Origin of the sequence: Algibacter lectus, from assembly GCF_004368925.1 — a bacterium.
GTDB classification, from domain to species: domain Bacteria; phylum Bacteroidota; class Bacteroidia; order Flavobacteriales; family Flavobacteriaceae; genus Algibacter; species Algibacter lectus.
Genome location: NZ_SORL01000007.1, coordinates 219,589 through 242,016, shown reverse-complemented (window position 1 = coordinate 242,016; position 22,428 = coordinate 219,589). Strand labels below are relative to the sequence as shown.

Genomic DNA, 22,428 nt, shown 5'->3' with positions numbered 1-22,428 from the left:
ATTATTCGGTTATTTCGTTAGCATTAATTTTTCCTAAATGGTATACAGAAAAACACATAATAAAAAGGCCACTTATTGGTAAAATAGCATAAATGTATCCTAAAGGAATACGCAATGTACCAGACAATTGCCCTAAATGTAATGTGGTATAAACTAAATTAAAACCACCAATTACCATAACGACCAATGCAAATAATAAAATACATATTTCGATAAATATGAGTGCTTTTTTCTTGGTTTTACCCGAAAATTTTTGATACAAAAAATCCATAGATAAGTGCTCTCTTTTTCCGCTTAAGTAAGCTGCACCAAGTATAGATAACCATATTAATGAGAAACGCGCTAACTCTTCGGTAAATGCAAAAGATGTATTTAATACATATCTAGAGAACACCTGACTTAAAACATCAATAACCAATAATCCGAATATGAAAACTAAAATAATTTCCATAATCCGACATACTTTTTCAAAAAGAATATCTGCTTTTTTCATACTTATTGATTTTTGATTTTATTGATGATTTCGCTCATTTCTGGATGATCTTTCACAAAAGCCTCTAATACAGATTTAGATTGCTCTTGAAACAATGATTTATCCGGAATTATAATTTCTACACCAGCTTTTCTAGCCGTTGCCATAGATTCTTCAACTGAATTCTGCCAAAACACTTTTTCGGCTTGCGATGATTCATCGGCCGCTTCTTGAACCCATTGTTTTTCTTCAGCAGTTAATTTCTCCCAAAATTTGGTTCCAATTAACAACACATCAGGCACTGAGGAGTGCTGATCTAAAGTATAATATTTACTTACTTCGTAATGATTTGAAGATACAAATGATGGCGGATTATTCTCCGCGCCATCTACCACACCTTGTTGTATAGCAGTGTATAATTCGCCATAAGCCATCGGTGTTGGCGAACCTCCAAGAGCCTCTACCATATTAATAGCCATTTGGTTGTTCATCACCCTAATTTTAAGGCCTTTTAAATCTTCTGGCTTACGTATCGCTTTATTCGATGTATAAAAACTACGGCTACCAGCATCATAATAACACAAGCCACGTAGCCAAAATTTACTTCCTTTTTCTAAAATAGATTTCCCTACTTCGCCTTCTAAAACATCGTATTGATGTTGTTTATCTTTAAATAAATATGGAATACCTAAAATATGATATTCTGGAACAAAGTTAGATAAGGTGGCTGCACTTACTTTTGTAACTGCAACACTCCCTATTTGAAGTAATTCTAAAGCTTCACGCTCGGAACCTAATTGGCCATCAGGAAAAATTTTAATTTGTATTTTTCCGCCAGATTTCGCGTTTAATGCCTTTTGAAATTCTAAAATCCCTTTGTGAACGGGATGTGTTTGCGGTAATGTATGTGCCAAATACATCATTTTAATATCGTCGTCTTTTTTGCAACTCTGCATAACGAACAAAATTAAAAAGGCACATAATATTCTATTCATCATTCTTATTTAGTTTAGTTTAGTGTTTTTGGTCTAGTCGTTGAATTTAAAATATTTCACAGCATTAAAATAGCAAATGTTTTGAATTATTTTTCCTATAAATTCTAAATCATTTGGAACAAGTCCATTTTTAACATCTTCTGCCACAAGGTTACATAAAATACGTCTAAAATACTCATGCCTAGGGAATGATAAAAAGCTACGGCTATCGGTTAGCATACCAACAAAGCGACTTAATAAGCCCATATTAGACAGCGTATTTAATTGTTTTTCCATGCCGTCTTTTTGATCTAAAAACCACCAACCAGAGCCCCATTGCATTTTACCTGGCGTATCAGCACTTTGAAAATTCCCCATCATGGTAGCGAATACTTCGTTTTGCGATGGATTTAAATTATAAGTGATGGTTTTTGCTAATTGATTGGTAGATTCTAAAGCTTTAAACAATTTAGACATAAATTCCGCTACCGGAAAATCTCCAATAGAATCGCAACCAGCATCTAGACCAATTTCTGCCTCTAGCCTAGTATTATTATTTCTAAGTGATCCTAAATGATATTGCTGTGCCCAATCGAATTCGTGATATTTTTTTCCTAAATACAGAAATAAAAATGAACGATAAGTTGTGATTTCTGAAGTTGAAAGTATTTCTCCTTTTAATTTTTTATCGAAAATTAAAGCAACATCTTCTTCAGTAAAATCTACAATATCGAGATGTTCTCCTAGTCCAAAATCTGATAATTTACAGCCTAAACTATCAAAATAAGCAATACGCTGATCTATCGATTTTAAAAAAGCATCAAAAGAATTAATAGTAATTCCTGAAGCATCTCCTAAACGAATTAAATATTTAGAAAAACTTGGCTTTCCTATCCAAAATAAATTATCCGATCTAAACGTTGGTAATACTTTGGTATAAAAATCACCTTCTGCAATTTTTTTATGATCCATTAAATCATCAGCAGGGTCGTCTGTAGTACAAACTACTTCCACCTTCATATCTTCTAAAAGTTGTGCAGGTGTTTTATGCTCTAAAATACTATTCGCTTTCTCATAAATAGCATCAGCTGTACTTGGTTGTAGAATATCATCGATATCAAAATAACGTTTTAATTCCAGCTGAGTCCAGTGAAACAAAGGGTTTCTTAAAGTATAAGGCACTGTTTCTGCCCAGCTTAAAAACTTATCTTTTAGCGATGCCGCACCGGTAATATTAAACTCTTCAATACCATTAGCACGCATGCCGCGCCATTTATAGTGATCGCCTTTTAACCAAACCTCCGTTATGTTTTTAACCGGTTTATTATCGGCAATTTGCTTAGCCGATAAATGGTTATGATAATCTATAATTGGTAAATCTTTAGCGTACTGATGGTACAATGTTTCAGCTATATCAGACTGCAACAAGAAATTATCAGTTATAAAGTTTTTTGAATTTATAGTACTCATAATTATATGCTTTTCGAAATTCCAAACTCCAGTCCTCTTAACTCTGCTAAACCACGCAATCTTCCAATTCCAGAATAACCTGGGTTTGTTTTCTTATGTAAATCATCTAACATTTGATGTCCATGATCAGGACGCACAGGAATTAAAGCATCTTTCATACCTGCAGCTATACGTCTTCTTTCTTCTAGAACAACCGCTTTCATTACGCTATACATATCAACATCACCTTCTAAGTGGTTGGCCTCGTAAAAGTTTCCTTTTTCATCACGTTGCGTACTTCTAAAGTGTAAAAAGTGTACACGATCGGCAAAACGCTCGAATATTTGAACCAAATCATTATCTGCTCGAACCCCTAAAGAACCCGTACAGAATGTAATTCCGTTAGATCGATCTGGTACTTGCGCAAATAAATAAGCATAATCTTCCTCTGTACTCACAACTCTAGGCAAGCCTAAAATAGCGTAAGGTGGATCGTCTGGATGAATACACATTAACACCTCATTTTGTGAAGCTACAGGAATAATTTCTTTTAAAAATGCGGCTAAGTTTTCTCTTAATTTTTGCGCATCAATATCAGCATAAGTATCTAATATCGTTTGAAACTGCCCTAAAGTATACCCTTCTTCTGCTCCTGGTAAGCCTGCAATAATATTATTAATTAATTGCGTTTTATCTTCTTCGGAAAGGTTTTCGGCGTAAACTTTAGCTTCGGCTTGTAATTCTGAAGAGTAATCGTTTTCTGCACCCGGACGTTTTAATAAAAACAGTTCGAAAGCAGCAAAAGCAACCACATCAAATCGAAGGGCTTTAGAACCATCTTCAACTTCAAATCCTAAATCGGTACGTGTCCAATCTAAAACAGGCATAAAATTATAACATACAATATGGATACCACAAGCTGCTAAATTTTTAATGCTGGTTTTATAATTTTCAATATACTCTTGAAAATTTCCTGAACGTGTTTTAATAGTTTCGTGAACAGGTACACTTTCTACAACACTCCAAGTAAGACCCGTATTTTCAATAGTATCTTTTCTTTTTTGAATTTCTTCTACAGTCCACACTTGTCCGTTAGGAATATGGTGTAATGCAGAAACAATACCTGTTGCTCCTGCTTGCTTTATATCGGATAACGATACGGGATCATTCGGCCCGTACCAACGCCATGTTTGTTCCATAATTTTTAATATTTTATTATAAACTTACAAGATTAACACCTTGCAGAATTTGATTTATTTAAACACCACTATAAGCGCTAAAACCACCATCAATAGGGATTACTACACCTGTTACAAATGATGCGCCTTCGCCACATAACCATAAAGTTGTACCTACTAAATCTTCTGGTTCACCAAATTTACCCATTGGTGTTTGCTCTATAATTTGATTACCACGTGCTGTTAAACTACCATCGCTTTCGGTAAGTAAACTTCTATTTTGATCGGTTAAAAAGAAACCTGGTGCTAATGCATTTACACGAATTCCAACTTTAGAAAAGTGTACCGCTAACCATTGTGTAAAGTTTGATACAGCAGCTTTTGCACCACTATATGCAGGTATTTTAGTTAAAGGTGTAAAAGCATTCATAGATGAAATATTTAAAATACTACACCCTTTTTTACCTACCATATCTTTAGCAAAAACTTGAGTTGGTAATAAAGTCCCTAAAAAGTTTAAATCGAATACAAACTTAATACCTGTAGGATCTAAATCGAAAAAGGTTTTAAAACCTTCTGCTTTATTTTCTAAATCTGCTTCAGCAAAATGAGGATTAGAAGTTGTTCCTAATGGGTGATTCCCTCCTGCTCCGTTTATCAAAATATCGCAAGCACCTAATTTAGCATTCACAATATCTTTAGCTTCTTGCAACGATTCTTTTTCTAAAACATTGGCAGCAACACCAATTGCTACACCGCCAGCAGCATTAATTTCGTTTGCAATAATATCTGCGGCTTCTTTACGCAAATCTAGAACGGCAATTTTATGACCTTCTTTTGCTAATGCTTTGGCTAATGCGCCACAAATAACGCCTCCTGCTCCTGTTAAAACAATTACTTTACTCATAGTTTTGATAGTTGAATTTTTCTTTAATTTTGCGTTTTCGTGTACGCACACACAAATGTAACGAAAAAAAATAGTGTGCGCACACAAAAAATAAAAAATATTAACTAAATTGCTTGAAATTAAAGTTATACATTTCAGTTTCTAATTGCTTCGTATAAAGTTAAACGTGACCTATTTAAGATGATTACAATAAAAGATATAGCAAAAGAAGCCCAAGTTTCTGAAGGTACCGTAGATCGCGTTATCCACAATCGCGGTGGTGTGTCTAAAAAAACAGAATTAAAGATTAGAGAAATTCTAGATCGGCATAACTTTAGTGTAAATCCTATTGCGAGTGCGCTTGCCATGAAAAATAAACACACTATTGCAACGTTAATGCCTAAACATAATGCTGACGATTTATTTTGGAAATCGCCACATATGGGTGTTTTAAAAGCAGCCGATGATTTAAAAACGTTTGGTATTCAGGTTAACAATTTCACCTTTAACCAATACGATGCACACTCCTATTTCGAAACTTTTAAAACTTTATTAGAATCGGAACCTACGGCAGTAATTATGGTGCCAAACTTTTCGAAAGAAACCAAAAAGATAGTAGCACTTTTGGAAGATAAAAACATTCCTTATTTATTTTTAAACATTGATATTGATGGCTTTAAAAACATGGCTTTTGTTGGTCAAGACTCATACAATGCTGGATATATTGCTGGAAAATTAATGCATTTTAGTAGTCCGAATGCTGAAACTTTTTTAATTCTACAGGCACGACATAACATATTAAAAAACAACGCGGTATCGAACCGAATAAAAGGCTTTAATGATTATTTTTTAAAAAACAATGTGAGCTCTAAAAGCCAAACATTAAAGTTGGAAAGCTTAGATAACACGGTAGAAACTAAAGAAAAAATAAACAGTTATTTAATTGAAAACCCTGAAATTAAAGGCATTTTTGTGCCTTCGAGTAGGATTTATATTACTGTAGATTGTATTGAAAATAAAACTTTAGAAAACATTAAACTAATTGGTTTTGATAATACGCCGCAAAATATAGAATGCTTATTAAACGACTCAGTGTCTTTTTTAATATCGCAAAAGCCATTCGATCAAGGCTATGAAGCTGTGCGTATATTAACCGATTATTTGGTTCAAAATAAAACACCAAATTCTAAAACATTTTTACCTATCGATATTCTTATAAAAGAAAATGTAAAATATAACGAACGTAGTGAATATATGTTTGAAAGTGAGCAGAGTTAAAACTAACTTTTCTCCTCTTTCGAACGTTTTATAATTTCCTTTAATCGCTCTTTTCTTAAAGCAATTTCGGCTTTTTTCTTATTCTTCTTTTGATCCATTAACCTAGAATGCTTTGCTTTGTTTTTCGTGTTTTTATCACGCCCTGTTTTTCCCATGATGCTACTTAGATTTCAGTAATTTATTTTGCTCTTCCATTAAATCGGTAAGGCGTGCTAATAATTCAATATCTTTAGGTGTTGTAACCGTTTTATCTTCAGAGTCTTGTGCTTTATTTCTTAATCTATTCATAAACTTCACCACGATAAAGATAGTAAAACCAATAATTAAAAAATCGATTAAAGCTTCACCTAACGCGCCATAACCAATAGCAACCTCATCGGTTAAAATTTCTCCTGAAGCATTAAGAAAAGCATCTTTAAGGATAAGGCGCTGATCTTTAAAGTTAACACCGCTAGTTAATAAAGTTAATGGAGGCAAAATTACTTTTTTCGCTAAAACATCGATTACCTTGTTAAAAGCAGCACCAATTATAATACCGACTGCCATGTCCATCATGTTACCTTTTACGGCAAACTCTTTAAATTCTTTAAATAACTTCATACCCATATTAAATTTTTATGCAAAGATATTAGTTTGAATTTTTAATTTTCCTCACTTTTAGAATTAAAGCAGAGAAATAGTAGTTAATTACGATATACATCCCATTATAACCTTAAACAAGCATAAATGCAAATATTACCATATTAAGGAATAAAATTAAATATTCTATTTTAAAGGAATATATTTTGAAGTAAACAAGAAAAGTAATACATTTGATGAAGAAGCCCATAATAAAATGACTAGCATAATAACCGGAGATATTATTAACTCGAAATCGAGCGAACCAAAAAAATGGTTAGATGCTCTTAAGGAGGTTTTAAACCAATATGGCCGTCAACCCAAGCAATGGGATGTTTTTAGAGGAGATAGCTTTCAATTAGAAACAGCTCCAGAAGACGCTTTAAAAGCAGCCGTTTTAATAAAATCGAGTATTAAACAATTCAAAAATATTGATGTTAGAATTGCCATAGGTATTGGCGAAAAAACCTATACATCGGACAAAATAACAGAATCTAACGGCACCGCTTTTATAAATTCTGGAGAATGTTTTGATGATTTAAAGAAAACAACTCTCGCTATTAAATCGCCTTTTGAGCAGTTTGATTTACAAACTAATATTATGTTCGAATTGGCTTTACTGACTATAAACAGCTGGACTACAACCTCAGCAAAACTTATAAAAACGGCTCTAGAAAACCCAGAACTTACTCAAGTAGAGCTTGCCAACCATTTTGAAACCACACAAAGTAATATTAGTAAAGGCCTTAAACGTGGTGGTTTTGACGAAATTTCTAAACTATTAAACTACTATAACGCACAAGTAAAAACACTATGATTATACTTTTTATAAAACTCATACTTGCACATTTTATAGGTGATTTTCTATTACAACCTCAAAAATGGGTTACACATAAAGAATCTAAAAAGCATAAGTCTAAATATCTATATTATCATATTTTAGTACATTTTGCAGCTTTACTTGTAGTACTTCAATTTAACTTTGAGTATTGGCTTGCGTTTGTGTCAATTATATTATCTCACTACATTATAGACCTTATTAAGCTAAGGCTTAAAACAAAATCTAACGGACGCCTGTTATTTGGTTTAGATCAATTGGCGCATTTAATAGTGATAGCTATTGTTGTTAGTATCTATCAACCTTACGAGCTAAACATAAACTCACTTTACAATCCTAAATTCTTATTATTTATTACTGCACTTTTAGGTGTTACCGTGGTTTCATCTATCATTATGAAAACTGTAATTTCTAAGTGGTATTTTAAAGAAAACAACAGTAATCTATCTTTAGAAAATGCTGGTGCTTTTATTGGTATTCTTGAGCGTTTATTTGTATTTGCATTAATTATAACACAACATTGGGAGGGTATTGGTTTTATAATTGCAGCAAAATCGGTGTTGCGTTTTAGCGATTTATCCAAAGCTAAAGACCGTAAGCTTACCGAATACATCTTAATAGGAACTCTGTTAAGCTTCGGTTTAGCTGTTATTTTTGGAGTAACTTACGAGTATGTATTATCACTTATTCAATAATTTTTATATCTATAGACGTTCTAGCTTGCCAACCTGTTAAATCTGTTACCGAATAAGCGCAATGGTAATCGCCTGTATCAATATCACCAGGGATGGTTAAGCTAATATTTATTTCATAAGAAGTTAAACCTTCTTCTATGGTAAAATTTTCGACGTAGATAAATGGATTAACTGCTGCTTTCACATCTCCCAAATCGCAAGTTTCTTCTTGATCGTCGTGCGTATGGTGGTCAAAATTATGATGAATATCCAAACTATAAGCAGCCAAGGCTAAATTATCGGTAACCATTGCTTTAAACGTATAGGTTTCGCCTTTTACGAGTGCTGTGCAGGCCTGTGGAAACCCTTCGGTGTAATTAATACTTATTGTTGGTTTTTCTTCATCTTTATTAGCACTATCATCTCCGGAGCAGGATGCTAATATTAAAACAAACAATATGCTTAGGTAATTATATTTTGATATAAATTTCATTTTATTGGTTTTAAAAACCGCATAACACCATGAGCTGCTATGCGGAATAATTGTATTTATTCTACTGTAATATCAATATGAGATTCGTATGTTTTTGTGTTTCCTTCTTCATCTTCAACAACAAAGCTTAAATGATATTCTCCAGCTGGTGCTGTAGCAGGAACATCAAAATGCTCATGGAATTCTATTTCAGTTTCTTCATGGTAACCATCTAAAAACTCTTCTTCATAATCCCATTCTACTTCACCTTCACCTACAGTAACGCCATGAGCATGAAAATCAACTGTAATATTATGGATGCCATTTACTGCATTAATCATAAATTCTACATGAAAATCGTTACCTCGTACCACTGTAGAATCGATAGACGCCTCACTTATAGTGATGCTATCTAAAATTTGAAGATCGCCTTCAATCTCTGTGCTATTACCTTGCTCATCTACAACTGTTAATTCTACATGATATTCTCCAACAGGGATATTATTTGGGATATCTACATGCTCATGAAATGTAGGATTGATCACTAAATAATTAGCATCTGTAAATACTTGTTCAAAATCCCAATCTACCTCATCCTCACCTGGAGTTAAATCGTGAGCATGAATAGAAAGCGTAATACTACTTACTACGGCTTCGGCAGAAATAACAGCTTCTAGATGAATATCTGAACCTTTATAAGCTACTAAATCTGTAGAATGTGTAGAACCTTCGCCATACTCAAAACTAGAGATAACAGGAGCATCTAGTGTTTCAGTATCATCGCTACTACATGAGTTTAATAGGAGTCCGAAAATAGCTGTAACGGCTAATACTTTAAAATTTGTTTTCATAATTGTTGTTTTCATTTGTTTGTTTTTAATAATTAATTTGAATTTATTTAAAAAGGTATTGTTAAAGAGAGTGATATATTCCTGCCCGCCTCGGGAACATCGATTAACCTATAGAAACTGGTGTGGTCGAAATACTTTGTGTGGAATACATTATTTAATTTTAATCGCATTTCTATGGGAAGGCTATTTTTAGAGGTGTTTAATTTAGAAACAAAAGCCATGTTTAAAACCTGATAGCCAGCTGTTATTTGCTCTGGTGGTACAATTTCGTTTTGAGCTCCTGCTACTTTCAATTCTGCGCTTAATTGCGGACTATTAAAAAATAGCAAATCTTTAAATTGATAATTAGCCGAAAGCCTACCAGATAATGGAGGAGAAAAAGGCAGTGTAAAATTCTTTTTGGGTCCGCTGGTTTGTCTAGAGTACACATATTCTGCAGAAGCATTTAGCGTTACATTTTTTAGCACCGTACTACTTGCGCTTAGCTCACCACCAACCCTAAAAACCTTAGCTTGTGTATACTCGTAAATTTGTAACGTTTCGTAATAACTAGACGTTGGGTTTAAATAGATATAGTTATCGAAAAAGTTAACAAAAGGACTTAGGGCTACACTAAACTTTTTAGCACTATAATCTACCTCCATATCTAATTGATAGGATGCTTCGGGATCTAAATCTAGATTCCCTTTTTCGTAACGATACATATGATAATTAACCCCATCTGAAGCCAACTCATTAGATAGAGGCATTCTAAAACTCTTTCCTATATTTATTTTATACGTTGTTTTATTACGCAAATAACTAAGCCCTACAGAAGCGCTTGTACTTCCAAAATTCAAGGTTTTATCTTGAGACCTCTGCAAATAAATATTAGAGGTTGTATTATCGTCATTATTTCGAGTAGACGGATACCAATCAAAATAAGAGTGCGTATCTACAACACCAAAATCATATCGAATACCGGCTTGTAGATGTAAGTTTTTATTAATTTCAAATTGATCGTAACCAAAAGCTCCAACAGTAAAACGAGTATATTCTGGAATTAAAAAACCCCAGCCGCCAATATTGTTATCTTGATATTCCATATTCAACCCAACAACCACATCATGCTTAGCATTAGGTTTAAAAACATCTTTAACATTTAAAGTGTACGTGTTTTTATTAAAAGCACGCTCTTTACTATCTGGTGGTGTTGGCATATAACCATGTGGTATAGGCTCGGAGTGTTCTTCTCTATTATTATTTTGGTAACCTAAATCTAAATGAAATGTATGGTTCCCTAAATCTAGCGATGTATTGTTTGTAATTTTAAAATGATTCACCTTGTGGTATGGTAAATCGACATCTCTACTATAACTATCATAATCTATACTAGAAGTTCTAACTTCTAAGCCATGAGCATTAGCAAAAAAACCGTTTTTAGCGTTTACGTTACTAAATGATGTTTCCGTAGTAAACCCCTCTGAAGTATACCCAATATTAAAACTAGCATTAGCCTCTATACCTGCGGTATTTCTTAAATGATTGTCATGCAGTTCAAAAATGTAATTTTCGTAATTAATTTTATCTGTTGGTACTTTATAATCACCATAATCTCTTAATGTTAAACGACTACGATAAAACCAATTTTCCTTTCTCGCCTTTACGCCTAACGATATACCTAGTAAATCATTATTACTTTCACCTAAAAGATTAACCTCGCCATTAAATGAGTTTATAGCAGGTATTTTATTAGGCTTTATATCTACAACACCCGCAATAGCATCGGCCCCATATACTAAAGATGCCGGACCTTTAATTATCTGTATATTCTCTATACCATATTGATCTATTTCTAAACCATGATCATTTCCCCATTGTTGTGCCTCGTGTTTTATTCCATTTTGCACTACCGCTACCCTATTAAACCCTAAACCTCTAATTACGGGTTTAGATTGCCCAGAACCAATATTAATGGTACTTACTCCAGGGATTTTACTTAAGGTCTGCATAAGACTGTTTTCCCGGTTTTGATTTAGAAATTCTTTGGATACCTTATAAGAAATTGTTGAAGACTCCTTATCTCTTCTTTTACTTGTCTTTCCATTAACCTCAACAGCATCTAAATTTGTTACAGCTTCATCTAAAGCCACATAAATAAGATCCATATTACGCCATACGTGCACATTAACAGTTTTAGGTGCATAGCCTATATGAGACACATTTAAAACGTAATTACCATTAGTAATGTTTTTTATTATGAATGAACCATCTGAGGATGAAATAGAAAAAAAACCGTCTCCGATAATATTGACACCTTCAATAGGTTGTAAAGTTTTTGCATTTACTACCAAACCTTTTATAATTAAAGAATCTTGGGTACATGCCATGGCGTATAGACTAAAACAAAGCCAAATACTTAATGTTTTGTAAAACATATTAATGTTATAAGATTGAAAAAATAGCCCTTGAGAGCGAGCGAAAACCAAACCTAAACATGGAATTTATTAAGACAACATGGCATATATGTAAAACCTCATTATAAAAAAATGAAGTTTTACATATATGCCATAAGGGTTATATAAACCCTTAGGCATAATGTTGCTATTAAAAAATTAAACGAAATAGGGTATTATAACAAAAATGGTGGAGGTCTGGAAAAGAGCTGATCTTTGGAAGACGAGCTTGCCAGTATAAATTTATAATTCTGACAAATTTCTTTAGGAAGAAGATATTCAATATCATCTAAAGAAAAATTAGAAAAAACAGGAGTAATTAGAGATGTTAAGTTATTGGTTATCGCATGATCGCATATGTTACAATGTATGGCATGATCATCATCGTCAGTATGAGACATCACATGAAACCCTGCCATTTTCATTGAGAAGAAAATAACAAGTAAAAAATAAGTAATACTATTTTTTATGCGATTGGTTTTCATTATTTGTATTAACACTACAATTAAACTGTAATTTCTAAAACGTATTTTTAATGTTTATGATTTTCTTTTGTCTGTAACAACTTCCAATTAAAATAATGTGCTAGCGATACTAAAGAAGCTCCTGCAACAGTATTGCTTACTTCCCAAAATTCATTTAAATCTAGCCTGCCCAATAAAATAAATGAAAAGCCTAATAAAGCATACAGTAAAGGTTTTAATTTAAAATGTGTTTTTTTATAACTCGGCCAAAGAGATACTAAAACAAACACAATACCAAAAGCTATAAAGGTCCACTCTATTATAGGGTTTCCTAAAAAATGTAAACTACCCAATGATGAAAATGAAAGTATCAATGGTATTGTAGCACAATGAACCGCACAAATTAACGAACTAGAAAAAGCAATAATATCTACAGTGTTATTTTTAATTTTCATCTAAAATTTATAAAACATGTTATTTAACTAGTAAGTAAACGTACTATTTGTTAACTTTCTCTCATTATTTCGACACATTAAATGCAATGTTGTCGCATTAATTGGTTTTGCAAATATATTATGTTTTTATAATATTGCAACATAATCGCAATAAATTATTGCAAATAAATCGCATTAATAAATGAAAAGAAGAAATACACCAACAAAAGAGGCTGTTTTGGAGGTTTTAACAACAACCGGAAAAGCGATGAGTCAGGATGCGATTGAACAAGAAATAGATATTAATATCAATAGAGCAACCATTTATCGTGTTTTAAATAGATTTTGTGATGACGGTGTTTTGCATAAAATTGTTGCTGAAGATGGTAAACAATATTTCGCATCGTATAACAAAGTTGGTGAACAAGAAATAGCGAAGAATCATCTTCACTTTAAATGTTTAATTTGTGAAACTATAGAATGCTTGCATGCCGAAGTTAATTTCTCTATCCCGAAGGCATACATTGTTCAGGATGTTAATTGTGTTTTAACTGGTACTTGTAAAAACTGTTCTTAATAGTATTGACATAAATTAAAGCTTTTACATAACATTATGCCATAAAAAAACCGCCTATTAGGCGGTTTTTACTTTATATAAATTGGGTTACAATAACCTATTCGAAATCACACTCTTTACCTAAGTGTTCAAACTTAGCTAATTCTTCTATTAATCCGTTATTTACTTTTCCGAAAACTTCATAAGCAATTTTACCTAAAGGTAAATGCACTGGAGCTTCTTCTAACTGAGCTAATTTGTAAATAGCATCAGCCGCTTTTTGCGGATCTCCTGGTTGGTTTCCACTTAAATTTTGTAAACCTCTTATACGCTCACCAACCGTACTTTCGTAATCTTCTATTTTAGTATTATCATAAGCTGCAGAACTTCCAGCCCATTCTGTTCTAAATGGTCCAGGTTCAACGTTTGTTACTTTAATGTTAAGTGGCTTTAATTCTGCCGCTAAAGCTTCCCCAATACCTTCTAAAGCAAATTTAGAACCATTGTAAATCCCTAAACCTTGAGAACCTACACGTCCTGCAATAGAAGTTATGTTTATAATATGTCCAGAACGTTGCTTACGCATTTGTGGTAAAACCGCTCTAATAGTCGTTAAAACGCCAAAAACGTTTACTTCAAACTGTCTTCTTACTTCTTCATCAGAAATCTCTTCAACACTTCCCATAATACCATAACCGGCATTATTAACAACTACATCAATTTTTCCGAATTTATCATAAATGGTTTTAATACCATCAACAATCATTTGTGTAGAAGCAACATCTATAAGTACACCAAAAGAATTCCCTGGGTTTTCATTGTTAAACGCCTCTACTTGGTCTTGTTTTCTAAAAGTTCCTACCACAATTTGTCCTTGTGATAAAACCTCTTTAGCTAACTGTTTACCTAATCCTGATGATACACCAGTAATAAACCATACTTTTTTGTCTGTACTCATTTTTGTTTTGCTTATATTCTGTAAAAGAAATTGTTTTTTTTGCAAAACTACTAAAAAATTATTTAGTAGTTTAAGTTTTATTGATATCGAATTTCTCACTCTACCAAAGCTCCCCTTATCGACCTAAACTATTGTATTAAATAACCTTTTAATATAAAAACTATTTATATTAGCGACACCTCCTAGAACTGCTATTTAATTATTCTAAATACTTTTAATATTCAACTATAAAAGCATCCAAATTTAGTAGGTAACATTAGTAAAACATGCTTATTAATACAGAAAATATTTAAATCTTAAAAAATAGATTTTACTTAATTTTGAAGTCATACGTGTAAAATATATTATAATTTTGCCTCCAAACTATAACAAGCGCATTTACCTATGGTACAATACAACCCAAAAGATTGGATTACCTTTATTTTTAGATTTCACAAATCGGATACGTTTAGAAAGCTTTTTCCTTTAATGATTTTTATTGGAATTTACACCTATGGAGTTGGCTATATGGAACTAGAATACTGGAAACTTTCAGAAAAAAGTCATTTATCAAATATTACGGTAATGCATGGTATGTTGGGTTTTGTTATTTCATTGCTATTGGTTTTTAGAACAAACACTGCTTACGACCGCTGGTGGGAAGGTAGAAAATTATGGGGAGCACTAGTTAATAACAGCCGAAATTTAGCCATAAAACTACATGTTATTTTAAAAGAAAAACACGATAGAAGCTATTTTAAAAAGTTAATACCGAGTTATGCCTCTATTTTGGTAAAGCATTTAAACAATAAAGAAACGAGTTTGCAACTTTTTGATCATGAAGATTTAAAAATAGACAAGCACAAACACCACCCGAACCAAGTTGCTAAGATGATTTTCCAAAAGGTGAACGATTTACACGAACAGAAGAAAATTACGGGCGATCAACTTATCGTTTTAAATGCCGAAATTCAATCGTTTACCGATATTTGCGGTGCATGCGAACGTATTAAAAACACACCAATTCCGTATTCATACAGTGCCTTTATTAAAAAATTCATATTTTTCTACATCATGACTTTGCCTTTTGGCTATGTGTTTAGCCTAGGATATTATGCAGTGCCTGTAGTCGTTTTTGTTTTTTATGTATTGGCGAGTTTAGAATTAATTGCTGAAGAAATTGAAGACCCTTTTGGTTTTGATGCTAACGATTTACCTATTGATAAAATAGCTACAAATATAAAAAAACATGTGGAGGAGATATTTTAGTAAATCTACCCTAACCAACCCTCGCGATCTAAACTACGGTATTGTATAGCCTCACTAATATGAGAACCATTTACCTCTGCAATACCCTCTAAATCGGCAATAGTTCGAGATACTTTTAGTATTCTATCATAGGCGCGAGCCGATAAATTGAAGCGTTCCATAGCCGTTTTGAGCAACTGTTTCGAATTCTCATCTAGAACGCAATGTTTTCTAATTTGCTTCACATTCATTTGGGCATTATAATGTACTTTATCAGAATCTTCAAAACGTTTTGTTTGTATTTGCCTAGCTTTGGTAACCCGCTTCCTAATATCTACCGAGCTCTCTCCTTTTCTATCATCCGATAATTTATCAAAAGGCACAGGCGTCACTTCAATGTGAATATCAATTCTATCTAAAAGCGGTCCCGACACTTTACTTAAATAGCGTTGCATTTCTGCAGGACTAGATGTTACAGGTGCATCGGGATCATTGAAATAACCACTCGGACTCGGATTCATACTCGCGACCAACATAAACGATGATGGATAAGTAACCGTGAATTTTGCCCTAGAAATAGTAACCTCGCGATCTTCTAGTGGCTGACGCATAACTTCTAGAACTTCACGCTTAAATTCTGGTAATTCATCTAAAAATAAAACACCATTATGAGACATAGATATTTCACCTGGTTGCGGATAACTTCCGCCGCCGACTAATGCCACGTTCGAAATTGTGTGATGTGGATTTCTAAACGGTCTTTGAGCCATTAAACCGGTATCTTTTACTCTACCCACTACAGAATGTATTTTAGTAGTTTCCAAGGCTTCATGCAATGTCATAGGTGGTAAAATACTTGGTAATCGTTTAGCAAGCATCGTTTTTCCTGCTCCAGGAGGACCAATTAAAATAATATTATGTCCGCCAGCAGCAGCGATTTCCATACAGCGCTTAATGCCTTCCTGCCCTTTTACATCTGCAAAATCGAACTCCGGAAAATCTAAATTCTGCTCAAACTCTTTACGTGTATCTATTATAGTTTGTTCTATAGCTGTTCCCTTATCAAAAAAGTCTATAACTTGCTTTATATTATCAATACCATAAACCTCTAAGTTATCTACAATAGCAGCTTCTTTGGCATTCTCGGCTGGCAATATAAAACCTTTATAACCTTCTTCCCTAGCCTTAACAGCTATAGGCAATGCACCTTTAATAGGCTGAAGCGTACCGTCTAAAGACAATTCGCCCATTATTAAGTATTCTTCTAAACCTTCTGCTTTAATTTGGTCTGTGGACGCTAAAATACCAATGGCTAAAGTTAAATCGTAAGCCGAACCTTCTTTTCTCAAATCGGCAGGCGACATATTAATAATGATTTTTTTACCAGGAATTTTATATCCGTTATTCTGAAGTGCTGCCGCTATACGAAAGTTACTTTCCTTAATGGCATTATCGGGTAATCCTACAAGATGGTAACCAACGCCTTTATCTACATTCACTTCTACCGTTACCGTTGTAGCCTCAACACCAAAAACGGCGCTTCCAAAAACTTTTTTAAGCATAAATTAAGTTTGTTTGATGCTTAAATGTAATAAATGTATTTGGAATTTTATAATTTATTAGGAATCAAGACTTTTTATTAGAACAATTCTGCTGCCTAAACACCTAATTTAATCTAGAGTTTTACTCATTGTTCAAACACTTTATTCTCTGTTTTTATAAAGCGCTATAGCTTTCAAAAATTTGATTCCGCCAGATTCTGTTTGGTCGTGTATAAATCCATTCAATTCAGGATTGTTTTTATCAACCCAGCTTATAAGTCGGTTTTTGTTCATTTCCCATGTAGCTTCTCTAAAATCCAAATATTCCGTTTCAATACTAATTATTTTTTCCTTTTGAAATTTTATAGTTTGCTGCATTACAAATGGCACTTCCTGAAGAAAAGCAATTCTTTTATCTATTTTTGAAATTTTCACTTTCACTATTCCACCCGCTTCCTCTATTTCAAGTATATTATAGTTAGGGCTAAAAACAGCATCCCATTTCAATAACTCTAAATAATCCTTTTTAGAATATGTTACCTCGTACTCACCTTCAATTGTAGTTATACTATCTGTAATAAAATTAGATATTTTAGAATCATCTGAATGGCTGAGCTCTTTAAAGTATTGTTTAGAAATTTCAATCTTGTCAATTTGCTTTTCTGAATTTTTACAGGATACAAACCCCATTACAAATATTAATAATAAAACTATCAGTTTCTTCATGGGTTATTGTTTAAATTAATGACATATCTGGTTGTAAATAAAAAGCGAACATTAATAATTAAGATCCACAAACATCCAAATATAAACAATCAATTTTAGTATAATTACTATACAGAAAGCAGCTAGCAAACTAAATAAAAACTTCTTCTTACTGGTTTTATATTTTGGTTTTAAAAAATAAACTTGAAGTGGTATAAAAAGTAAAAAAGCAACCAAAGCTATACCCATAGCTACAAATGAAAAACCAACTATTGCTAATTCTCCAAGAACATTAAAAGAAGCATGAGATAAAGCAAAAAAATCATCCAATGAACTAATACTACTATTACCGCTGTAACTAGTATTATTCTTCTTGAAGAAAAGGTTTATTTCAATAAAAAACACAACAATATTGAATACTAAATATAGTATTAACCAAATTGTTTTTGTAAATATTTTTTTCATCATTTCAATATTACTATTCCGTTGTGAGATACGCAATAGTTTGAAGAATTAATGTGTGGTTCTTATTCAAACTACCAACTTTCATTACTTTCCTTAATAGTATTACCTAAAGTATGTTTTTATGAAAATGAAATCTGAAATTTAAAAAACTCTAGAATACGGAAACCCGTAAAGAACTTAACGCTTATTTACAGTAATTTACATATTAGGATTTTTAAAAAAAAATTAAGCTTTTATCGTGAAATTATTCCTTTTAACTAAAACTTTGATATTAAGTGTTTAAATGTACTAATGAATTATTAACTATGTAAGAAAACAAATAGTCTTAAGTTATATTAGTATTATACTTACTAAAAATTCCCTTATGGCAGTTATTGAAGTAAGCATCCTCTTTATTAGAGACAATTACAAAATAGAACTCATCAAGACATAATAAAAAATAATATGAAAATTAAATTAATCATTACATATTCTGTTTTCCTCTTCTGTTTAAATATTTTTTCACAAGTAACAATAGAAATGAAAAAAATCAATGGAATACTACAAATACCTTGTAAAGTTAACAGTATTCCAATGAACTTTATTTTTGATACCGGAGCAACAGATGTTTCATTATCAATTACAGAAGCTAAATTTTTAATTAAACAAGGACTTTTAACAGAAACTGATTTTGCTGGAAATGTTAATTATCAAATTGCCAATGGAGACCTTATTGAAGGTACTCAAGTTAATCTTAAAACAATCAATATCGGAGGAATTATTCTTGAAAATATTCAAGCATCAATTATCCACCAACAAAACTCTCCTTTGCTATTAGGTCAATCGGCCATTTCTAAACTTGGACCTTACACTATTGTTGACAACAAATTAATTTTTGGTAATATTGAAAATAACAGTAAACAAAAGAAAATTCATTTGCTTGATGATAAATACGGTTACAGAAATATCAAATTAGATACCGAAATTTCAGCATTCAAAAAATTAATAAAATTAGGTTCTAACAGCTCTGGTTCTTTATATGATTATGAACCTTTATCAAATAACCTAAAAAACCTATATACTATTGATTTTCATAAATTATTATTAGGCTTTAGCAACTTCGATAATAAACTCGAAATAATCATCTTATTAAAACGTTATCAATCAGACTCTTCAAATTCACCTGAAAAAACACAAAATACAGCTCTAGATGAATTTGAAAACATAACAGCTAACTTTATACAAACTTTAGGGACACCCACGAACTATGAAGATTTGAAAAAAGAACCTTTCGACTATGTCTGGGAAAGTGATAAAGTAATATTAAGAGCTACATTTAAAACTAAAAAGTATGAGATTGATGACAATGGTAATTTAGAAGTTCATTTATCAAACACTATAACATTTTCAAAAAAAAAGAAAAATAAAGGCTTTTAAATAAACGCCTCGTAATCATTAAATGCACTCTATATTTTACTAAAATCTATATATTCTATAGAAGGAGCATCTTCACCGTCACATGGATTAGAATCTGCACCTAGTTTTAATGAACTTTCGGAAATTTCAAATAAACTAGCTTTTAAAGCGGTAGTTTCTTCACTATTTCTAATATATAATTCATCATCTATAAATTCCCATGTTCCATTACTTTCTCCATCGATAATACAGTCTCCCATATATTGAATATAAGGAATATCATAATAAGTTCCATCGGCATTAAAAGTGATTGATCCATTTTCCTTACAACCAGAATACGCTTCAAAGCTTTCACTTCCAGAAGCACATATAACGCCTATGCCATTTTTTTTCCATTCTCCTATTAACAATTCTTCTTTACTTCGTTTTTCGTTGTTATCATCATCTGAAGAACAAGATGATAAATTGAATCCGATAATAAATAATACAACTAATAAGCTTACTTTTTTCATTTGGGTTTTATTTTTAATGGACTGTAAATTAATCATCTAAAAAAAACAGCAACTATTATCCAGAAAAAAAGAAATAGTTTCAACTAAACTTTAGCAATAATTAAAATACTAGCCGCTAGTTAATTTCCTACATAGATAGTGTTTTTTAATCATTCTATAAATTTTTATTAAGAAAAACTACTCTTCAATTAATCACTTTTCATTATTCAAAACAACCAACTTCCCTAGCTTATCCCCTTTCAAAACCCGCACCGCATAAGAAACAACAACCTCATCATCAATCAACACATAAAAATCATAATGACCTCTTGTTTTAAAACTATAATTTAGCTTCAGTATCCCATCTACAAAAGTAAAATCATCATTCTGTACAGCTTCCTTAGTAACGCCATTACTTACAGAAAGTTGAACATCATTTAAATTAATATCTTTTAAAATTTTCAGTTGAAACGGAATCGTTCCTTCTTTAAAAACTTCAATCTTTAGAGTGTTTGGATATACCGGAACTACGCCATATTTAAAAGAACTACCATAAACCATAGGCCCATTAACAAACTGATTACTATCTATAGCTTCATCTAACAATAACCACTTTGAATCTAAAGGAAAGTGACTTTTAGAAAATTGTTCTGGTTCAGCTAAAAAATAACCATCCTTATAACTCTTAATAAATTTGTTTTCATTCACATTAAAAAAACCACTCGCTAAAGTAGCATCTACCAAATACCATTTATTATTCAGCTTCACCGCATTCCATGAATGATTAGCCACACCAAGCGCTCCTATCTGGCTACTTGGTGAACGACTATAGCCATTTATAATCTCGCACGCTATACCCGATAGAGACGCTAATTCTTTAATTAAATAAGCATAACCTGAACAAATAGTCTTTTGATTTTCTACCAACTGTTTAAACACTTTTTTCTGTAAACGCTTGTTCCAATTGGTAAAAGCTAAACTATCATTTTTAAACTTTTTCCGCTTACGAGTCGTTTTTAAATAAAAACCATAATCGCCTTCTATATTAAGGCAAACCCATTTGTAAATGGCTCTAAATTTTTCGACATCAGAATCTAAATGAAACGTGAGGTTATGCGCTAAAAGAGGTAAATTCTTTAAAGCGGTATTATTGTACAATACAGAAATACTATCGGCTTCTTTAAAATCGATATTATTAAAATCTGACTGTTGAGATACCGATGTAAAACCAACTAAGGTTATAAAAATGAATACAAAGCGCTTCATCTAAAATATACCTTTAATTTTTTGCCATAAGTTTGGCTTAGACTCATAAACTTCTTTTACAGCTACTTTACCAACAAGTATGCAAACGTCATCACGCATTACAATATCTAATGGTTTTTGATTATTTTTAATTACAATTTCTTGTGTTTCGAAACCAATGTAACTTATAACCAAAATATCTCCTTCCTTTAAGGTTTCAGGAAACTCAAACTCACCATCAAAATTAGTGCTTGTACCAATAGTAGTCCCTTTTAATATAATATTTACACCTGGTAACGGACTAGACGTATCAGAAACTGTTCCTTTTAAAAATTCAGTTTTAGAAGATGTTCTTTTCACTTCCGCTTCGCTGCTACTAAAAGCATTTACTTTTTGTACCGTTTGCGTTGGCCGTTGTATTTGTTGCGCCTGTATATTTTGTAAAGAAATTAACGAAATAAAAACCACACTTGCCACTCTTAGAAAATTAAAAGATGATGTATTGCTTCCTGTTTTATCTTCTAAAGTATATGTCTTTAACTGCGAAGTCGCAAAAATGCCGCAAGTGTTTTCTTGGTTGGTTTTAAAATAAGCCGTTAACTTTTGGTCATTCATTCTTCTAAAATCTATCACTTCCTTGTCGCAGGAATTACAAAACCCGCCACAAGCCGTAGGTTTAAATTGATTATAATCTTCCGAACATGGTTGCTTAACCGAAATACTTAATTGTTGTTTCATAATATATATTTTTCTTATTCGAATATATCAATAGGATGAGGTATAAACTATCCATAATGAGCTAACGGTGTTTTTCACTGCGTG

The 22,428-nt window shown here is 32.2% G+C and carries 25 protein-coding genes; 6 read left to right on the top strand and 19 right to left on the bottom strand.

Going from position 1 to position 22,428, the window contains the following annotated elements:
* Position 1 precedes the first annotated feature (1 nt).
* From DFQ06_RS02065 to DFQ06_RS02045, 5 genes are read right to left on the bottom strand one after another with little or no spacing between them, the layout of a single operon-like run.
* Positions 2–493 (bottom strand): TRAP transporter small permease, encoded by a 492-nt coding sequence (locus DFQ06_RS02065; RefSeq protein ID WP_133965747.1) that lies wholly within the window; start codon positions 491–493, stop codon positions 2–4.
* Positions 494–495: 2 nt separating this feature from the next.
* Positions 496–1,470, bottom strand: coding sequence for a TRAP transporter substrate-binding protein (locus tag DFQ06_RS02060; RefSeq protein ID WP_162857626.1), 975 nt, complete (start codon positions 1,468–1,470; stop codon positions 496–498).
* A gap of 30 nt (positions 1,471–1,500) precedes the next feature.
* Positions 1,501–2,916 (bottom strand): glucuronate isomerase, encoded by a 1,416-nt coding sequence (gene uxaC, locus DFQ06_RS02055; protein WP_133965745.1) that lies wholly within the window; start codon positions 2,914–2,916, stop codon positions 1,501–1,503.
* A 2-nt stretch (positions 2,917–2,918) separates the two neighbouring features.
* Complete coding sequence (gene uxuA, locus DFQ06_RS02050) at positions 2,919–4,094, bottom strand: mannonate dehydratase (RefSeq protein ID WP_133965743.1); 1,176 nt, start codon at positions 4,092–4,094, stop codon at positions 2,919–2,921.
* A gap of 58 nt (positions 4,095–4,152) precedes the next feature.
* Positions 4,153–4,980: an SDR family oxidoreductase gene (locus DFQ06_RS02045; RefSeq protein ID WP_042495374.1), complete on the bottom strand. Its 828-nt coding sequence runs from the start codon at positions 4,978–4,980 to the stop codon at positions 4,153–4,155.
* Positions 4,981–5,160: 180 nt separating this feature from the next.
* Between DFQ06_RS02045 and DFQ06_RS02040 the strand changes: the two genes are divergently transcribed.
* Entirely contained in the window at positions 5,161–6,237 is a 1,077-nt protein-coding gene (locus tag DFQ06_RS02040; protein WP_133965741.1) for a substrate-binding domain-containing protein, read from the top strand.
* Between the two features lie 2 nt (positions 6,238–6,239).
* Here DFQ06_RS02040 and DFQ06_RS19335 read toward each other — a convergent pair whose 3' ends face one another.
* Together DFQ06_RS19335 and mscL are read right to left on the bottom strand one after the other, a co-directional pair.
* A complete protein-coding gene (locus tag DFQ06_RS19335; protein WP_162857627.1) occupies positions 6,240–6,392 on the bottom strand; it encodes a hypothetical protein in 153 nt (50 codons plus the stop codon).
* A 4-nt stretch (positions 6,393–6,396) separates the two neighbouring features.
* Complete coding sequence (gene mscL / locus DFQ06_RS02035) at positions 6,397–6,837, bottom strand: large conductance mechanosensitive channel protein MscL (protein WP_133965739.1); 441 nt, start codon at positions 6,835–6,837, stop codon at positions 6,397–6,399.
* Positions 6,838–7,072: 235 nt separating this feature from the next.
* On the opposite strand from mscL, the gene DFQ06_RS02030 reads away from it, so the two are divergent.
* Both DFQ06_RS02030 and DFQ06_RS02025 read left to right on the top strand, forming a co-directional pair.
* A complete protein-coding gene (locus DFQ06_RS02030; RefSeq protein ID WP_042503915.1) occupies positions 7,073–7,672 on the top strand; it encodes a SatD family protein in 600 nt (199 codons plus the stop codon).
* Entirely contained in the window at positions 7,669–8,388 is a 720-nt protein-coding gene (locus tag DFQ06_RS02025) for a DUF3307 domain-containing protein (protein WP_042494864.1), read from the top strand. Before DFQ06_RS02030 ends, DFQ06_RS02025 begins: the two co-directional genes overlap by 4 nt.
* On the opposite strand, the gene DFQ06_RS02020 is transcribed toward DFQ06_RS02025, so the two are convergent.
* The 5 genes from DFQ06_RS02020 to DFQ06_RS02000 all read right to left on the bottom strand — a co-directional run bounded on the left by DFQ06_RS02020 (position 8,378) and on the right by DFQ06_RS02000 (position 13,044).
* Positions 8,378–8,860, bottom strand: a complete 483-nt coding sequence (locus DFQ06_RS02020) for a DUF4625 domain-containing protein (protein ID WP_133965737.1) — start codon at positions 8,858–8,860, stop codon at positions 8,378–8,380. The two genes, DFQ06_RS02025 and DFQ06_RS02020, sit on opposite strands and share 11 nt — an antisense overlap.
* A 56-nt stretch (positions 8,861–8,916) precedes the next feature.
* On the bottom strand, positions 8,917–9,705 hold the full coding sequence (locus tag DFQ06_RS02015; RefSeq protein ID WP_133965735.1) for a DUF4625 domain-containing protein: 789 nt from the start codon (positions 9,703–9,705) through the stop codon (positions 8,917–8,919).
* A 32-nt stretch (positions 9,706–9,737) separates the two neighbouring features.
* Positions 9,738–12,059 carry a TonB-dependent receptor gene (locus DFQ06_RS02010; RefSeq protein ID WP_235833461.1) on the bottom strand — a complete coding sequence of 774 codons (2,322 nt, stop codon included), beginning with the start codon at positions 12,057–12,059 and terminating at the stop codon, positions 9,738–9,740.
* A 242-nt stretch (positions 12,060–12,301) separates the two neighbouring features.
* Positions 12,302–12,544, bottom strand: coding sequence for a hypothetical protein (locus DFQ06_RS02005; RefSeq protein ID WP_133965731.1), 243 nt, complete (start codon positions 12,542–12,544; stop codon positions 12,302–12,304).
* A 113-nt stretch (positions 12,545–12,657) separates the two neighbouring features.
* Positions 12,658–13,044: a MerC domain-containing protein gene (locus DFQ06_RS02000; RefSeq protein ID WP_042494861.1), complete on the bottom strand. Its 387-nt coding sequence runs from the start codon at positions 13,042–13,044 to the stop codon at positions 12,658–12,660.
* Positions 13,045–13,225: 181 nt separating this feature from the next.
* Here DFQ06_RS02000 and DFQ06_RS01995 point away from each other — a divergent pair, with 181 nt between their 5' ends.
* Positions 13,226–13,600 (top strand): Fur family transcriptional regulator, encoded by a 375-nt coding sequence (locus tag DFQ06_RS01995; RefSeq protein WP_042494860.1) that lies wholly within the window; start codon positions 13,226–13,228, stop codon positions 13,598–13,600.
* A gap of 97 nt (positions 13,601–13,697) precedes the next feature.
* Here DFQ06_RS01995 and DFQ06_RS01990 read toward each other — a convergent pair whose 3' ends face one another.
* Positions 13,698–14,537 (bottom strand): oxidoreductase, encoded by an 840-nt coding sequence (locus DFQ06_RS01990; RefSeq protein ID WP_042503905.1) that lies wholly within the window; start codon positions 14,535–14,537, stop codon positions 13,698–13,700.
* Positions 14,538–14,921: 384 nt separating this feature from the next.
* On the opposite strand from DFQ06_RS01990, the gene DFQ06_RS01985 reads away from it, so the two are divergent.
* Positions 14,922–15,785: a bestrophin family protein gene (locus DFQ06_RS01985; RefSeq protein WP_133965730.1), complete on the top strand. Its 864-nt coding sequence runs from the start codon at positions 14,922–14,924 to the stop codon at positions 15,783–15,785.
* A gap of 5 nt (positions 15,786–15,790) precedes the next feature.
* On the opposite strand, the gene DFQ06_RS01980 is transcribed toward DFQ06_RS01985, so the two are convergent.
* The 3 genes from DFQ06_RS01980 to DFQ06_RS01970 all read right to left on the bottom strand — a co-directional run bounded on the left by DFQ06_RS01980 (position 15,791) and on the right by DFQ06_RS01970 (position 18,478).
* The gene (locus tag DFQ06_RS01980) at positions 15,791–17,326 is read right to left on the bottom strand and encodes a YifB family Mg chelatase-like AAA ATPase (RefSeq protein ID WP_133965728.1); all 1,536 of its coding nucleotides are present in this window, start codon (positions 17,324–17,326) and stop codon (positions 15,791–15,793) included.
* A 141-nt stretch (positions 17,327–17,467) separates the two neighbouring features.
* Positions 17,468–18,031, bottom strand: a complete 564-nt coding sequence (locus DFQ06_RS01975; protein WP_133965726.1) for a hypothetical protein — start codon at positions 18,029–18,031, stop codon at positions 17,468–17,470.
* 51 nt (positions 18,032–18,082) lie between these two features.
* The gene (locus DFQ06_RS01970; RefSeq protein ID WP_133965724.1) at positions 18,083–18,478 is read right to left on the bottom strand and encodes a hypothetical protein; all 396 of its coding nucleotides are present in this window, start codon (positions 18,476–18,478) and stop codon (positions 18,083–18,085) included.
* A 441-nt stretch (positions 18,479–18,919) separates the two neighbouring features.
* On the opposite strand from DFQ06_RS01970, the gene DFQ06_RS01965 reads away from it, so the two are divergent.
* Positions 18,920–19,891: a retropepsin-like aspartic protease family protein gene (locus DFQ06_RS01965; protein ID WP_133965722.1), complete on the top strand. Its 972-nt coding sequence runs from the start codon at positions 18,920–18,922 to the stop codon at positions 19,889–19,891.
* A 29-nt stretch (positions 19,892–19,920) separates the two neighbouring features.
* Here DFQ06_RS01965 and DFQ06_RS01960 read toward each other — a convergent pair whose 3' ends face one another.
* The 3 genes from DFQ06_RS01960 to DFQ06_RS01950 all read right to left on the bottom strand — a co-directional run bounded on the left by DFQ06_RS01960 (position 19,921) and on the right by DFQ06_RS01950 (position 22,344).
* Entirely contained in the window at positions 19,921–20,382 is a 462-nt protein-coding gene (locus DFQ06_RS01960; RefSeq protein WP_159140046.1) for a lipocalin-like domain-containing protein, read from the bottom strand.
* 192 nt (positions 20,383–20,574) lie between these two features.
* Positions 20,575–21,627, bottom strand: coding sequence for a transglutaminase domain-containing protein (locus tag DFQ06_RS01955; protein ID WP_133965720.1), 1,053 nt, complete (start codon positions 21,625–21,627; stop codon positions 20,575–20,577).
* Positions 21,628–22,344: a carboxypeptidase-like regulatory domain-containing protein gene (locus DFQ06_RS01950; RefSeq protein ID WP_133965718.1), complete on the bottom strand. Its 717-nt coding sequence runs from the start codon at positions 22,342–22,344 to the stop codon at positions 21,628–21,630.
* Positions 22,345–22,428: the final 84 nt, after the last annotated feature.